Genomic DNA, 13,861 nt, shown 5'->3' on the forward strand with positions numbered 1-13,861 from the left:
ACACCGTCGATGAGCTCGGCCTGCTCAACGAGCTATGGGAGCTGGTGCGCGTCAAGGCCAACCTGTTCACCCCGTCCAAGAAGCCGGTCGCGCGCGAAAGCACCCGGGACGGCCGTCCCCGCCGCGTCTACGACGCACCACGCACCCCGTGGGAGCGGCTCAAGGAGTTCGACGAGGCGGACAGGGCCGCCGGCGGCCCCGGCTTCATACCCGACGACAAGCGAGAGGAGATCGAACACACGCTCGCGACCGTGAACCCGGCCGAGCTCGTCCGCCGCATCCACGACATCCAGGACCGGCTCGAAGCACTGGCGGCACCGCGCACCGCGCGGCTGGCCAGACGCATGGGCCCGGACATGGCATACTTGAACAAGACGCTCGCCCGGATCGCGGGCGTCGAACCGGAAGACGACGAAACCCCACAAGCCGACGCGGACTAGGATTTCACGCTCACCACAGGTGAGGCACCACTCCGGATTACGCGCTCATTTTCAAATGAGGCACCTCGCAGCAGAAATTGCTCCATCCATTTGCTGTGGATGATGCTTTGCGCCATCTCGATGCCGCTCATGCCCAATTATCGCAATTCGCGCTTGCCGTTGGTGTGGAGGCGGACCGTGTGGCTATTGTGATGGCTCCACGATGGCATGAGGCCGCCGGCAAGCTTATTGCTGACGGTGCCGGTAGCGTGGCGGCGAATGCCAAACAACTTGGCACCGATGTGGTCGCGGTAAGCAATAAGGCCGGCAAGGCAATAGCATCAGGGGCTAAGCAGATTGGTCAGGAAGCAAAGCTGCTGCGCAACACTATGGTTCATGCTGAGGGGGAGAGCGCTCAAGGTGAGCAGACATCAACAGAACCGGGATTAACGCAACCTGAGGTGTCAACGCAACAGGGTGATATGTCGAAGAAACTCGGTGATTTGTTCCGCCGCTGATAATTAATGCTGCAATGCTATCAGCGACGGTAGCATGCCTGACATCGACGTGGCTTCTCCGGACATTATTCTAGGGAAGCCATGGAGGTGGTTGCGAGTAGTCGGACTACAGCTTGGTTACGGTTTCTTCGGTGGAGAACCAGGTGAATTCGTCTACTCCGCCAGCGAAGGAGGACGGGTATTCGGGGTCGCCGGTGAATCCGTCGCCGTTGGTTTGAGCAGCGAACACGTGTGCCAAAACGTCGGCCTTGCCGGCGCCGGCTGCGAAGAACCAGGTATGGTGTGAACGGGCGATAAGCGGTGCGGTCAGCGAGATGCGCAATGGAGGCATCTTGGGGGAGTGACTCACGCCAACAGTGAGTCGGTCGGTGACTTCCACTTCATGATGACCGGAGGAAGCCGGGAACAGTGACGCATAATGGCCATCCGGTCCCATGCCCAGAATCATCAGATCAAACACCGGCTCCGGGCCCATTTCGCGGGTGAGCTCATTTTCGTATTCACGTGCAGCAGCATCCAGCAGGGTTGCGTTATCGGTGTCGGCTGCGTCGCGTACGGAATCATCATCGCTGTCTGCGTTAGCCATGGTGGTGGCAATCTCATCTGCAGGACGGGTGTCGGCAGGCATCTCATGGATATTCGTTTCCGGCAGCTTGCCCTCAGCGACGAGTTGGTCAAGCAAGAGACGGCGAGCTTCAAGTGCGTTGCGATCGGTGTCGTAGGCTGGTACGAAACGCTCGTCGCTGAACCAGAAATGCACGCGATTCCAGTCAATTGCCTTAGCCAGCGGATTGGACAACACTAATCCGAGAGGTTGGGCAGCTGAACCGCCAGATAACGCCACATCCACGCGCGAGCGATGAGCTCCGGAAGGCAGACGTTCGGCAAGCAAATCCAGCAACGTGAGTACCAGTCGCTGTGCGCCGGCTTGCAGCATCAGATCTTTATTGGGATAAACAATGAGTGTGCGATTGGCCATAAGTATTCCTTGGTATGACAGGGCTCCCCTCAGTCACCTGCGGTGACAGCTCCCCTCAGAGAGGGGAGCCAGAGAAATCGTTGCCGCGAAAGATGCGTTTTTCGTTGAGGGGAGCCGTGATGGAGCCGCTTTAGTGACGAATCAAATCCCAGCCTTCGTTGATGACTTCGGCATACACCTCATCGGGGTCGATGCGGCGCAATTCCTCGGTCAGGCAGTCCTCAATCGTGCGTACCGGCACGGAAATCGTTTGCGGAGCCTGACCAGGCATGGAAATCAAGGCCTGATCTTCATGCGGACGCTCCAAAGACACCACGCCATCCGCGCGAGTCAGATACACGCCGGTCACGGCTTCAGCGTTGGCCGTGTACTCCACGTCCACCTGCACGCCGAGCTTCAAGCGCAGCCATGCACACAGCAAATCCATCGGTAGGAATTCCTGCGGGCCGGTAACCTTCACCGCGGTAATCGGCAGATGCGGCGGCTGGTCCAGCATGGAGGCCAGCATTGCGCGCCACACGGTCAGGCGGGTCCACGACAAATCAATGTCTTCCGGAGTCCAATTACGGCGCAGGCGCTCAATCGTGGCCTCAGGATTATTAGAACGCAGCGCATCGGTAATGCGGCTGCGGGCCATCGCACCCATCAAATCCTTAGACGGATTGGACGGCGGATTCGTCGGCCACCAAGCCACCACCGGCACATCCGGAACCAGCAGCGGAATCACCAGCGTATCCGGATGATTGATCAGGCCACCGCGCGGGCGCAGAATGATGATTTCGCCAGCACCAGCATCAGCACCAAAGCGCACTTGAGCATTGAGATTTGACTCAGCCGGGCCATCGGTTAGATCAATGGCCGGGTTGTCGGTTTTCTCCATAGCCTTCACGCCATCAGTGCCATCAGCATCTGCGGCAGCAGTACCAGCGGCACCAGCATCATCGGCATAATGCGTATCCGGCACAATCGCAATCACACGGCAAGGATGCTCACGGCTTGCCGCATTAGCGACTTCCAGCGCATGCTCGAGCTCATTATCATCAGTGGAAATCAGCAGCGTCAGCACGCGGCCGGTAGCGGATTCGCCGCGCTCCTCATGCAGCTGCTCAATCTTATGAGCGATTTCGCGCGTGCGCGTATTCGGCAAATCGATGATCATGGCATCCTCCAGTGGCGGCCTTCGCGCGCCAGCATTTCGTCGGCCTCAGCCGGACCCCACGTGCCTGCACGATAAGGCTGCGGCTGGCCGAGCGTGGACCAGAATTCTTCAATCGGATCGAGGATTTCCCAGCTCAGGTTCACCTCTTCGGTGGTCGGGAACAGTGGCGGATCACCGAGCAGCACATCCAGAATCAGCCTCTCGTAGGCTTCCGGAGAGTTCTCGGTGAAGGAGCGGCCATAGCTGAAGTCCATGTTCACGTCACGGACCTCCATCGTGGTGCCGCCCGGCACCTTGGCGCCGAAGCGCATAGTCACGCCTTCATCTGGCTGCACACGAATCACAATGGCGTTCTTGCCGAGTTCGCGTACGGCGGTCTGCTCGAACGGCAGATGCGGTGCGCGCTTGAACACCACGGCAATTTCGGTCACGCGCTTGCCCAGGCGTTTGCCGCAGCGCAGATAGAACGGTACGCCAGCCCAACGGCGGGTATCGATATCAAGCTGGATTGCAGCATAGGTTTCCGTGGTGGAAGCCGGGTCGATGCCCTTCTCCTCCAAGTAGCCGACAACTTCGTGCGAGCCCTGCCAGCCGCGAGCATACTGGCCGCGAGCGGTGGTAAGGCTGAGGTCCTTCGGCAGACGCACTGCGGAGAGCACCTTGGTTTTTTCGGCAGTCAGATCCTTGGCGGTGAAGCTCACTGGCTCCTCCATGGCGGTCAATGCCATGAGCTGCAGCAGATGGTTCTGAATCACATCGCGTGCAGCGCCGATGCCGCCATAGTAACCAGCACGGCCGCCGATGCCGATATCCTCAGCCATCGTGATCTGCACGTGATCCACGTAGTTTGCATTCCAAATCGGCTCGTACATGGCGTTGGCGAAGCGCAGGGCCAGCAGGTTCTGCACGGTTTCCTTGCCGAGATAGTGGTCGATACGGAACACGGAGCTCGGGTCGAACACCTCGGACACCACATGGTCCAGTTCCTTGGCGCTGGCCAGATCATGGCCGAACGGCTTCTCGATGATCACGCGACGCCATGCGCCTTCAGAAGATCGAGACAGGCCGGATGCGGCCAGCTGCTTGGCCACGATCGGGAATGCGCGCGGCGGCACGGACATGTAGAACGCATGATTGCCGCGGGTGCCACGGTCGCGGTCAAGCTCCTGCACGGTGGCGCTCAGGCGTTCGAATGCCTCCGGGTCGTCGAAGGTGCCGCGCACAAAGCGGATGCCGGCGGCCAGATTCTTCCACGTCGACTCCTTGAACGGTGTACGGCAGTGGGCCTGCACGGCAGCCTTGACGAATTCGATGAAATGCTCTTGCGTCCAGTCGCGGCGGGCGAAGCCGGTCAGGCCAAAGCTTGGCGGCAACAGGCCACGGTTGGCCAGATCGTAGACGGCTGGCAGCAGCTTCTTCTGCGCCAAGTCGCCGGTAACGCCGAAAATCACCAGGCTGCAGGGGCCGGCGATGCGAGGCAGGCGCAAGTCGCGCGAATCGCGCAACGGATTGCTCCAGTTGGAAAGTTCACTCATACTCCCTAAGCGTAGACCTCGCCGGGCATGTATCGCTAGAAGCGATACTAAAAATGCTGTGATGTGCAGCACCTTTGATCCGCAATAGTGCCCAAAGGCAATAGTGATATGCGATTGATAGCAATTGCAATATGTTTATGGATAAAAACCGCAAACGTGTGGATTATCATTGTGAAACGCGCAGTAATCCGTCAATATTGCCGCCGGCGTACTGGCAACGCTCAGGTGATATTCAGCTAACTATTCCCTTGTTTTTCAACATAAAGACTATGAAATAGTCATGTCATAGTGTTGGAGAAAAATAATGTCCATCATTTGATTGAAAAATACCAGCTAGCGATTTATGAAGTACCCGCATGCCTAAAACACCACCTTCTTTTCCGCCGTCTCACCATGCCTCTCAGCACAATGCAGAAAATGCATCAATGGAGACTGAGCGCAAACACCGCATGGCTGAGCCATCTGTGCAAGCAAGTGGAAAGCAGCGCAAACAGCAAGCGCAAAGAACCGTGGCGTCAACCTTGCGGCCGGTATGGAAAGCTCTGCGTGCTGTACCTAAAGTGCTTCACAATCTCAGCGCCAAAGATTACGGCAAGCACACTCCCACCAAACGTCGTTTTGGCAAAGTTACCGTGCTCTCCGGTGGTGTGTATACCCGTCGCCGCATTGTAGTGGTGTGCTTTGGCGCGGTCCTGCTGGTTGAACTGTTCCAACTGTTCTGGCCGTCCGATCGGTTCTATCCATTGGCCACGCTTGACGGTTATGCAGTGGGCGGGCAAAGCGCTCAACAGGCGGCAAGCAAGCTGAATGCCGCAGTAGCACAGCGCGACGTTACGCTTACCGATACCACAACCTCAACCAAAGTGACGCTTACGGCCAAGCAAGCCGGCATCACGGTTGACTACACCGCGCGCGCAAAAGAAGCTGCCAGCCACTCCTTTGCCGAGCGCATTATTCCGTTCTCCTGGCTGTTCGTACACAACACTTCTTCTGATTCGTTGCCGAACGCATTGGGCTCGTCCAAGCAGCAAACGCAATCCGATGCGCGCAATGCTGCCGTGCGCGCAGTAGACGGTACGCTGCAAACCGTGGATGCTCGAGTCGGTTACGCCTTCAACGCCACTGATATTTTTAAGGCCGCTGATTACACTCGTTCTTCCAGCGCAAAGGGCGATTTGGTTACCGCCACGCTTGAGATGAACGTCACCCAGCCAACAGCGGTGAACGATACCGCACAGCAGATGCTGAACACCATTAATCAGGCTTTGGGCGATGGGGTTACGTTCACGTATGGCGACGGCAGTTGGACGATTTCCGCCAGCGATATTATTCCGACGATTAGCACAACCGTCAATGCGGACGACAACACCAAACTGGACGTCACTATCGGCAGCGTCAAGCTGATGAATCGACTGAAATCGCAGGGTATTGCATTGCAGGCTGCGCAAAAAGTCGCCGACGCCAATGTGGTGCCCGCATTGTTCGCGGTCAAGGGCCGTGCGTCTCGTGCGATTGACGCGACTACGACTGCGAATGCGGTAGCTGCCATGCTCGCCAGCGGGCAGAATTCTCCGGTTGCTATCACGATGAATCAGGTGGATAACCTCGAGCTATATGACGGGCTGCCCACCACTGGAAGCACGGAAGATAAGCTCAAGCAGCTGTTCGGCGACGCCACATATTCTGTTGCTGTTTATGATTTGAAAACCGGTGAATCCAAGCTGCAGATCAATGCGGATACGGTAACCACTTCGGCGAGTACATACAAGCTGTTCGTGGCGTATTCGATGATTCATGCTGTGGAAACCGGTCAGCTGACGTGGGATAGTTCGCTTAACGGCATGACGTTGAGTTCCTGCATGGCTACCATGATCGTGAACTCTGACAATGATTGCCCTGAAGCGTGGCTGAGCCGTTATGGATTCGACGCGGTGACGCAGCAGGCTCATGAAATCGGCGCGAACAACACCAACTTTGCAGTCGGCGATATGCGTACCACTGCAAATGATTTGGCTACTGTGCTTAAGGGCTTCTATAACAATACGATTGCTAACACCGACTCCACGGATCGTTTGTTCCAGCTTATGGAAACGCAGGTGTATCGCGACGGTATTCCTACTGGCATCGGCTCCGATGGTGTTGTGCAAGATAAGGTTGGCTTCTTGGATGGGCTATTGCATGACGCGGCTATTGTGCGATGTGATAAAGGCGACTATGCGATGGTGATTATGACCGACGGATCAAGTTGGTACAAGATTGCGCAAGCCAGCCTGCTGATTTACGAAGATTTGTAAGGTAAGAAAAAACCCTTGGAATCATTGAGATTCCAAGGGTTTATTTGTGCCCCCCGTGGGATTCGAACCCACAACCCACGACTTAAAAGGACGCTGCTCTAACCGTTGAGCTAGAGGGGCAACGTTTCTAAGATACACGCGAATGTCGGACAATGCATAATCGGCGTTGCGCACAATCGATTTTGAAACCGACCAGTCCGGCTCCTAGAGTGGGGCACCATGTCATGCACCACGATTCTCATCGGAAAGAACGCAAGTTACGACGGCTCGACCATCATCGCCCGAGATGATGACTCAGGTTCCGGTCGTTATGATCCCAAGCATCTCGTGGTGGTAATGCCCGAAGATCAGCTAAGGCATTACCGCAGTGTGTTGAGCCACGTGGAAATCGAACTTCCAGACAATCCTTGCCGCTACACCATCGCTCCTAATGTGCTGCATAACCGCGGCGTGCTCGCTGAGGCCGGCGCTAATGAGCACAATGTGGCGATGAGCGCCACCGAAACCATCTCCGTTAACGAGCGCGTGCTCGCCGCCGACCCGATGGTCGAATTCAGGCCAGCTGTGGGTGAGCCGGACGAGGAAGGCTATCAGCCTGAACAGCCGGGCGGCATCGGCGAGGAAGACATCATCACACTCGTGCTGCCGTATGTCACTACCGCGCGCGAAGGCGTCGCGCGGCTCGGCAAGCTGCTCGAAACCTATGGCACTTACGAGTCAAACGGTGTGATTATTTCCGATGTGGACGAAATCTGGTATGTGGAAACCATTGGTGGCCACCATTGGATTGCGCGCCGCGTGCCAGATGATTGCTATGCCACGATTCCCAACCAGCTTGGCATCGATGATTTCAATCTTGCTGATGCGTTCGGCCGTCAGCGCGAATATCTGTGCAGCGCTGATTTGCGTGAATTCATCGCCGAATATCATCTTGACCGCACCATGGGTGCGCCGGTTGCTGCTGGTGGGCGTCATGCTCATGGCTCATCCAGTTCCAGCGCTCGTACCGGCTCCCATGCACGCCGTGCTGCCGCCGCTACTGTTGCTGCGGGTTCCGATGCTGCGGCTTCGAATCGCGCTGCAGTCATTGCTGCACGTGCAGCCGCTTTGCCGAACCGTTTCAATCCTCGCAAGGTGTTCGGCAACACCACGCCTAAGGATCACATCTATAACACGCCTCGCGCTTGGTATATGCAGCGGTATTTGAACCCCAGTGAGGATTGGGATTCTCCGGCTGCCCGTTATACGCCAGAATCAGACGATATTCCATGGTGCCGTGTGCCGGAAAACAAGGTGAGCTTGGAGGATGTGGATTTCCTGCTTTCCAGCCACTTTGAGGGCACGCCATATGATCCGTATGGCACTAAGGGCACTCCGGAATCGCGCCACCGGTACCGTCCGATTGGCGTGAACCGTACCGGGCATATGGTGGCGATTCAGCTGCGCCCGTATGCGGCGGCTGTCAATCGCGCGGTGCTGTGGGTTTCCTTCGGCTCCGGTCCCTTTACTACTATTGCGCCGTTCTATGCGAACGTGAACGATACGCCGGCCTACCTGAGGGACACTACACCGGAAGTTTCTACGGATAACCTGTATTGGACGAATCGACTGATTGCCGTAGTGGCGGATGCACATTGGTTTGAAACGCATAGTGCTATCGAAGGGTACGCGGAAGGCGTGCGTGCATTCGGCCACCGGTTAGTTGATCAAACTGATATTCAGATTGAGGAGATGGCTGCTGAGGCTGTGGATGCCGTGGATGTTGCTGAGGCGGCGCAGCCTGCACAGCGCGCACTGGAGCAGTCGAATCAGCAGATGGCCGACTATCTGCGAGAACACACCACCAAACTGCTCAATACTGTGGTCTACACGGCCAGCAACCTGATGCACAACAGTTTCGCCATGTCCGATCGCTGGACGGACTGAATAATCAGTTAAATCCGACGACCTTCTCGGCGATGGTGTAGCCGTTGCGCACAATCCAACGACCAGCCGAACCGGGAAGGTTGATGGCGCGCGACATCAGCTTGCTGCGCACATCATGCCCAATAGCCGGCGAATACGCGTCAATCGCATCCCACAGCTCGCGCTTCTTGACATAGTTCGCCTTATCTCGCGAAAGAATCAGGAATACAGAAGTCACCGAAGACTCAATCGCCAGGAAGTGAATCATATAGCGATACAGTCCCTCAGGCACAGTGCCGCGTTCCGGCGTAGCCTCAGTCATCAAACGATTCACCAAGCGCAGCTGATCGACACGGCGAATCATCACATCAGTCTGCACGCTCTGGCCTTCACGGCCGATGAAATAGTGGTAGAACGGCACATCCAAATACTGAATGCGCTTCACCCACGGGAATGGCTGATACGAGTAGTAGAAGTCCACATAGAACGTATGCTCAGGCAGCTTCAAACCAGAATCGCGCACCACCTGCGTGCGGAAGGTGAGCGCATGCATAATGATGTACTGCGCCAAGCCGAAATGGCCCAAATCATCCCAGCCGAGCACGCGGCCGGCAGGAATCACGCGGCGGAAATTCACCGTATGCTTATGACGCTTAGCCACTTTGTCATACACATAGTTGGTAACCAGCATGTCGATGGGCTCGGTGGTATCGCGCTGCGCTCGCAGCGTATCCATAACAGTGTTGATGGCCTGCGGATCCACCCAATCATCCGCATCCACAACCTTGACATACATGCCAGAGGCCGCTGCAATACCGGTGTTCACTGCACCGCCGTGGCCCTTGTTCTCCTGATGAATGGCTCGCACGATCCCCGGATTATTGCGCTCCAGCTTCTGCGCATATTCCAGCGTGCCGTCTTTCGAGCCATCGTCCACAATCAGTACCTCGATATCCTCAGGGTTCGAGGCGGAAAGCACCGAATTGACGCAACGGTCAAGATAGGACTCCATGTTGTATGCGGGAATCACGAAGGTGAGCGTTTTTGCCGTCTGTACCGCGTTGGCCATACCAGTTACGTCCTCAAATGTTCAATGTCGTATCGTTGGGCATCATTGCATCACAATAAATGCATCAAGCGATATGTTCGTTATGCTGTTCAAACCGTAGCACCTTACCGACGATGACGGCAGAGTATTACGCAAGCTGTTGGTCTGAATTCACATTCTGTAGTGGCGCTTGCAGTGTTGTGTGTCCAGGGTGTGCGGCCTGTTCAGTGTGTTCCGGTTGTTCCGGGTCAGCGTATCCGGAATCCGTGTTTTCCGGCAAGCTCCGCTGTCCATTTTCGCTGACACTATCTAATCCGGCACTTAGATACGGCTGATTCGCCTCTCGCTGCAAAGCCTTCTGCGCTTCACGTTGAGCTTTCGCGCCCTCGAACAGCAAGCGAGGCTTGGAATCAAGCCTGCTCAAGCCATGCCATGCCAAATCCACAATATAGGCGGCAAGCTGCTCTTTGCTAACCTTCGGACGATCCGCCCAGTACTGTCCGGTGAACACGGTCATGCCCACCAACATTTGTGCATAATACGGCACGCCCTTCGTGGAGAGCTTCTGACGTTTGAACGCTTCGGAGAGAATATCCTCCACGCGCATGGAAATATCGCCCAGCAGCGAGCTGAACGAGCCGGACGGGTCGGTGCTCGGCGAATCGCGCACCAACACCTGGAATCCTTCCGCGTTCTCCTCAATATAGGTGAGCAGCGCCAAAGCCGTGCGCTCCACAATCTGACGCGGATGCATGGTCGGCGCATCGAGTGCGGCCGCTAGCGTGCTGATTAGCGCGCGCATCTCGCGGTCCACAATCACCGCATACAGGCCTTCTTTACCGCCGAAATGCTCATACACGATCGGCTTGGAAACCTTGGCATGCGCGGCGATTTCCTCCATGCTTACTGCTTCGAATCCTTTGGATGCGAACAGGGCCCGGCCGACCGAAATCAGCTGTTCTCGTCGCTGCAGTGAAGTCATACGTGAGGAATGTGCCATGGTGACCACCATAGTCGGTGGGTAAGTCGGTGGGGCAAGTTGGCGGCAGAGTGGCCGTTTGCTTGGCGCTTACGGGAAGGCCCACATTTAGACTGGCAACTATGGAAATGAATACTGTTCTGGCCATTGTTGGCGTGATAGTTGTAGCAGTCATATTGATTGCTGTAAGCATCTGGCTGTCTAAGTCTCGTAAACGTGATCTTGACCGTGCAATGGGCAAGGGTGCTCCGGATAATCAGCGTACGCGCGATGCTAAGGCTGCGGCAGATGCGCGCTTGGCTGCTGAGGCTAAGGCTGCTGCTGAGGCTGAGGGTACTGTCGAGGTTGAGGGTACTGTCGAGGTTGAGGGTACTGCACAGTCAGCTGAATCATCGGATACTGAGCCGACTGCCGAGCCGACTACCGAAGCTGCACCGGCTGCAGCCGCAGTCGCTCCTGAATCTGCTCCGGCAGGCGAACCTGAGCCTGAATCCCCGGAGTCAGTTGGTTCTCGACTGACTCGTCTGAAGGCCAAGCTCGCCAAGTCCGGCAATCCATTCGGCAAGGCGTTGTTCAACATTCTGGCCAAAGACAATCTTTCTGAGGCTGATTGGGAAGACGTTGAAGATACGCTGCTGCTTGCCGATGTTGGCGCGGAAGCCTCTGCCCAGCTGGTCGATGATCTTCGTACTGATGCTCGTATTACCGGCAAAGCCGACCCGACTGAAGTGCGTGCCACGTTGAAGGAGAAGCTCCTCGACTTGGTGGGCCGTGATACCGACCGCCGCCTGAATGCTGAGAAGCCTGGCGCGGATAAGCCTTCCGTCATCATCATGGTGGGTGTGAACGGTACCGGCAAGACCACCACTGCAGGTAAGCTTGCTCGACTCTTCGTGGCTGAAGGCAAGCAGGTGGTGATGGGTGCGGCCGACACCTTCCGTGCAGCCGCCGCTGATCAGTTGGAAACCTGGGGCGCTCGCGTGAACGTGCCGGTGGTGCGTTCGGATAAGGATGGCGCAGATCCGGCTTCCGTGGCATTCGAGGCTGCTGGCAAGGCCAAGGAATTGAATGCGGACGTGTTGATTATCGATACCGCTGGCCGACTGCAGAACAAGTCGAACCTGATGGATGAGCTCGGCAAGATTCGCCGCGTTACCGAGAAGCAGCTGCCAGTAAGCGAAGTACTGCTGGTGCTGGATGCCACCACCGGGCAGAACGGTATGGCTCAGGCCAAGGTATTCGCCGAAGCCATCGGCATCACCGGCGTGGTGCTCTCCAAGTTGGACGGCTCCGCTAAGGGTGGCATCGTGATCTCCGTGCAGAAGGAACTCGGCGTGCCGGTCAAGCTCGTCGGCCTCGGCGAAGGCCCGGACGACCTGGCCCCATTCGATCCGGAAGGATTCGTAGACGGCATCCTTGCCTGACGCGTCCACGTTGTGAACGCGTAAAACGCCGCAAGTCACGCAAACAAGGCCCTGAATTATGTTCGAAACATAATTCAGGGCCTTGCCATATCCGTTGAAATCAAGCCAAAATCCTCCCCTTAAATGTGCCGATTTCATGCGGTAGCGCTTAACAATCGCGTAACTTGGCGTAACGAATTGAAAACGCAACCGGCTTTTACTGACGAACTGTTAGCCCCCACAAGGGGGACGGCATTTATTGGAACAAGACGCCGGCTACTACAGATTTCAAGCCCGGCGCCATGAACAAAGAGAGGGAGGTAGACATGGGAGCGCTCGATTCCGGAAATACCGCATGGATTCTTACATCTGCGTCCTTGGTTTTCCTCATGACGCCTGGTGTGGCGTTCTTCTACGGCGGTATGGTTCGTGCCAAGGCCGTTCTGAACATGCTGATGCTTGAGGCGGCTGCACTGTCAGTCACCATGATTATTTGGACCCTGTGGGGTTGGTCCATCGCCTACGCCGGTTCTGACATCGGCGGCATCTTCGGCGATCCGGCCAGCGGCTTCCTGCTGAAGGACTCCATGGTCGCCCAGGATGGTGTGTTCACCACCACCGGCCTGAACAGCAACAACTACCCGGTTTCCGTTGACGTTGCCTTCCAGGTGGCCTTCGCCATGATCACCGTCGGCCTGATTTGCGGCGCTATCGCTGAGCGTGTGAAGTACAGCACCTGGATGATCTTCGTCGCCCTGTGGATCACCTTCGACTACGCTCCTATGGCCCACATGGTCTGGAACGGCGGCCTGCTCTCCGGTGAGGGCGCCATCTCCAAGGCCATCGGCGCAACCGCTCACGATTTCGCAGGTGGTACGGTCGTCCACATCAACGCTGCAGTCGCTGCTCTGATCATCGTGCTGATCATCGGCAAGCGCAAGGGCTTCGGCACCCAGCCGTTCCGTCCGCACAACGTTCCGTTCGTGATGCTCGGCGCCTTCCTGCTGTGGTTCGGCTGGTTCGGCTTCAACGCAGGTTCCGCCTTCGCCGCCAACGGCACTGCTGGCTACGCCTGGGTCTCCACCTCCGCTGCAACCGCTGCTGCAATGCTTTCTTGGGGCTTCACTGAAAAGATTCGTTCCGGCCACTACACCGCTATGGGTGCTGCTTCCGGTATGGTCGCTGGCCTGGTCGGCATCACCCCGGCTGCTGATGTGGTCTCCCCGCTGTGGGCCATCGTGCTCGGCGCTATCGTCGGCATCCTGACCTGCCTCGCCTGCGGTCTGAAGTTCAAGTTCGGCTACGATGACTCCCTCGATGTGGTCGGCGTCCACGGCGTTGGTGGTTTCACCGGCACCCTGCTCATCGGCTTCTTCGGCGAAGGCACTGGCCTGCTGGCTGGTGGCGACTGGAGGCAGCTCGTTGTCCAGCTCATCATCGCTCTCGTTGCTATCCTCTACTCCGCAGTGATCACCGCCATCATCGCCTTCGCTCTTGAGAAGACCATCGGCTGGCGCGTCACCGAAGCTCAGGAAGTCGGCGGCATCGATCTTGCCGATCAGGGCGAACGTGCTTACGATTTTGCTGGTACTGCCAGCTCTGTTCTCAAGGAGGTGAAGTGA

The 13,861-nt window shown here is 56.9% G+C and carries 10 protein-coding genes, 1 tRNA gene and 1 pseudogene; 6 read left to right on the plus strand and 6 right to left on the minus strand.

What is annotated here, in order from left to right; genetic code table 11:
* Both Tam1G_RS07685 and Tam1G_RS07690 read left to right on the plus strand, forming a co-directional pair.
* Window positions 1–440, plus strand: a pseudogene (locus Tam1G_RS07685) (integrase catalytic domain-containing protein); the annotation flags it as partial.
* Between the two features lie 77 nt (window positions 441–517).
* Window positions 518–937: a hypothetical protein gene (locus tag Tam1G_RS07690; RefSeq protein ID WP_165781954.1), complete on the plus strand. Its 420-nt coding sequence runs from the start codon at window positions 518–520 to the stop codon at window positions 935–937.
* Window positions 938–1,043: 106 nt separating this feature from the next.
* On the opposite strand, the gene pgl is transcribed toward Tam1G_RS07690, so the two are convergent.
* From pgl to zwf, 3 genes are all read right to left on the minus strand, one after another.
* On the minus strand, window positions 1,044–1,916 hold the full coding sequence (pgl, locus tag Tam1G_RS07695) for a 6-phosphogluconolactonase (protein ID WP_101626083.1): 873 nt from the start codon (window positions 1,914–1,916) through the stop codon (window positions 1,044–1,046).
* A 130-nt stretch (window positions 1,917–2,046) separates the two neighbouring features.
* On the minus strand, window positions 2,047–3,075 hold the full coding sequence (locus Tam1G_RS07700; RefSeq protein WP_101626084.1) for a glucose-6-phosphate dehydrogenase assembly protein OpcA: 1,029 nt from the start codon (window positions 3,073–3,075) through the stop codon (window positions 2,047–2,049).
* On the minus strand, window positions 3,072–4,610 hold the full coding sequence (zwf, locus tag Tam1G_RS07705) for a glucose-6-phosphate dehydrogenase (RefSeq protein WP_101626085.1): 1,539 nt from the start codon (window positions 4,608–4,610) through the stop codon (window positions 3,072–3,074). Before zwf ends, Tam1G_RS07700 begins: the two co-directional genes overlap by 4 nt.
* Window positions 4,611–5,059: 449 nt before the next feature.
* Between zwf and Tam1G_RS07710 the strand changes: the two genes are divergently transcribed.
* A complete protein-coding gene (locus tag Tam1G_RS07710) occupies window positions 5,060–6,904 on the plus strand; it encodes a serine hydrolase (protein ID WP_101626103.1) in 1,845 nt (614 codons plus the stop codon).
* A gap of 47 nt (window positions 6,905–6,951) precedes the next feature.
* Here the strand turns inward: Tam1G_RS07710 and Tam1G_RS07715 are convergent.
* Window positions 6,952–7,024: transfer RNA gene (locus tag Tam1G_RS07715), tRNA-Lys, on the minus strand.
* A 99-nt stretch (window positions 7,025–7,123) separates the two neighbouring features.
* On the opposite strand from Tam1G_RS07715, the gene Tam1G_RS07720 reads away from it, so the two are divergent.
* A complete protein-coding gene (locus tag Tam1G_RS07720; RefSeq protein ID WP_101626086.1) occupies window positions 7,124–8,830 on the plus strand; it encodes a C69 family dipeptidase in 1,707 nt (568 codons plus the stop codon).
* A 4-nt stretch (window positions 8,831–8,834) separates the two neighbouring features.
* Here the strand turns inward: Tam1G_RS07720 and Tam1G_RS07725 are convergent, their stop codons facing one another.
* Complete coding sequence (locus Tam1G_RS07725) at window positions 8,835–9,878, minus strand: glycosyltransferase family 2 protein (protein ID WP_101626087.1); 1,044 nt, start codon at window positions 9,876–9,878, stop codon at window positions 8,835–8,837.
* A gap of 127 nt (window positions 9,879–10,005) precedes the next feature.
* Complete coding sequence (locus Tam1G_RS07730) at window positions 10,006–10,839, minus strand: TetR/AcrR family transcriptional regulator (RefSeq protein ID WP_207553110.1); 834 nt, start codon at window positions 10,837–10,839, stop codon at window positions 10,006–10,008.
* Window positions 10,840–10,958: 119 nt separating this feature from the next.
* Between Tam1G_RS07730 and ftsY the strand changes: the two genes are divergently transcribed.
* Both ftsY and Tam1G_RS07740 read left to right on the plus strand, forming a co-directional pair.
* Window positions 10,959–12,260 (plus strand): signal recognition particle-docking protein FtsY, encoded by a 1,302-nt coding sequence (gene ftsY, locus Tam1G_RS07735; RefSeq protein WP_101626089.1) that lies wholly within the window; start codon window positions 10,959–10,961, stop codon window positions 12,258–12,260.
* Between the two features lie 305 nt (window positions 12,261–12,565).
* Entirely contained in the window at window positions 12,566–13,861 is a 1,296-nt protein-coding gene (locus Tam1G_RS07740; protein WP_101626090.1) for an ammonium transporter, read from the plus strand.

The organism is Bifidobacterium imperatoris, from assembly GCF_002860405.1.
Lineage (GTDB): Bacteria > Actinomycetota > Actinomycetes > Actinomycetales > Bifidobacteriaceae > Bifidobacterium > Bifidobacterium imperatoris.

Coding starts and splice junctions, on each gene's coding strand:
- zwf (WP_101626085.1), bottom strand. CDS start 4,610: ATGAGTGAACTTTCCAACTGGAGCAATCCGTTGCGCGATTCGCGCGAC.
- Tam1G_RS07730 (WP_207553110.1), bottom strand. CDS start 10,839: ATGACTTCACTGCAGCGACGAGAACAGCTGATTTCGGTCGGCCGGGCC.
- pgl (WP_101626083.1), bottom strand. CDS start 1,916: ATGGCCAATCGCACACTCATTGTTTATCCCAATAAAGATCTGATGCTG.
- ftsY (WP_101626089.1), top strand. CDS start 10,959: ATGGAAATGAATACTGTTCTGGCCATTGTTGGCGTGATAGTTGTAGCA.
- Tam1G_RS07725 (WP_101626087.1), bottom strand. CDS start 9,878: ATGGCCAACGCGGTACAGACGGCAAAAACGCTCACCTTCGTGATTCCC.
- Tam1G_RS07740 (WP_101626090.1), top strand. CDS start 12,566: ATGGGAGCGCTCGATTCCGGAAATACCGCATGGATTCTTACATCTGCG.
- Tam1G_RS07710 (WP_101626103.1), top strand. CDS start 5,060: ATGGCTGAGCCATCTGTGCAAGCAAGTGGAAAGCAGCGCAAACAGCAA.
- Tam1G_RS07700 (WP_101626084.1), bottom strand. CDS start 3,075: ATGATCATCGATTTGCCGAATACGCGCACGCGCGAAATCGCTCATAAG.
- Tam1G_RS07720 (WP_101626086.1), top strand. CDS start 7,124: ATGTCATGCACCACGATTCTCATCGGAAAGAACGCAAGTTACGACGGC.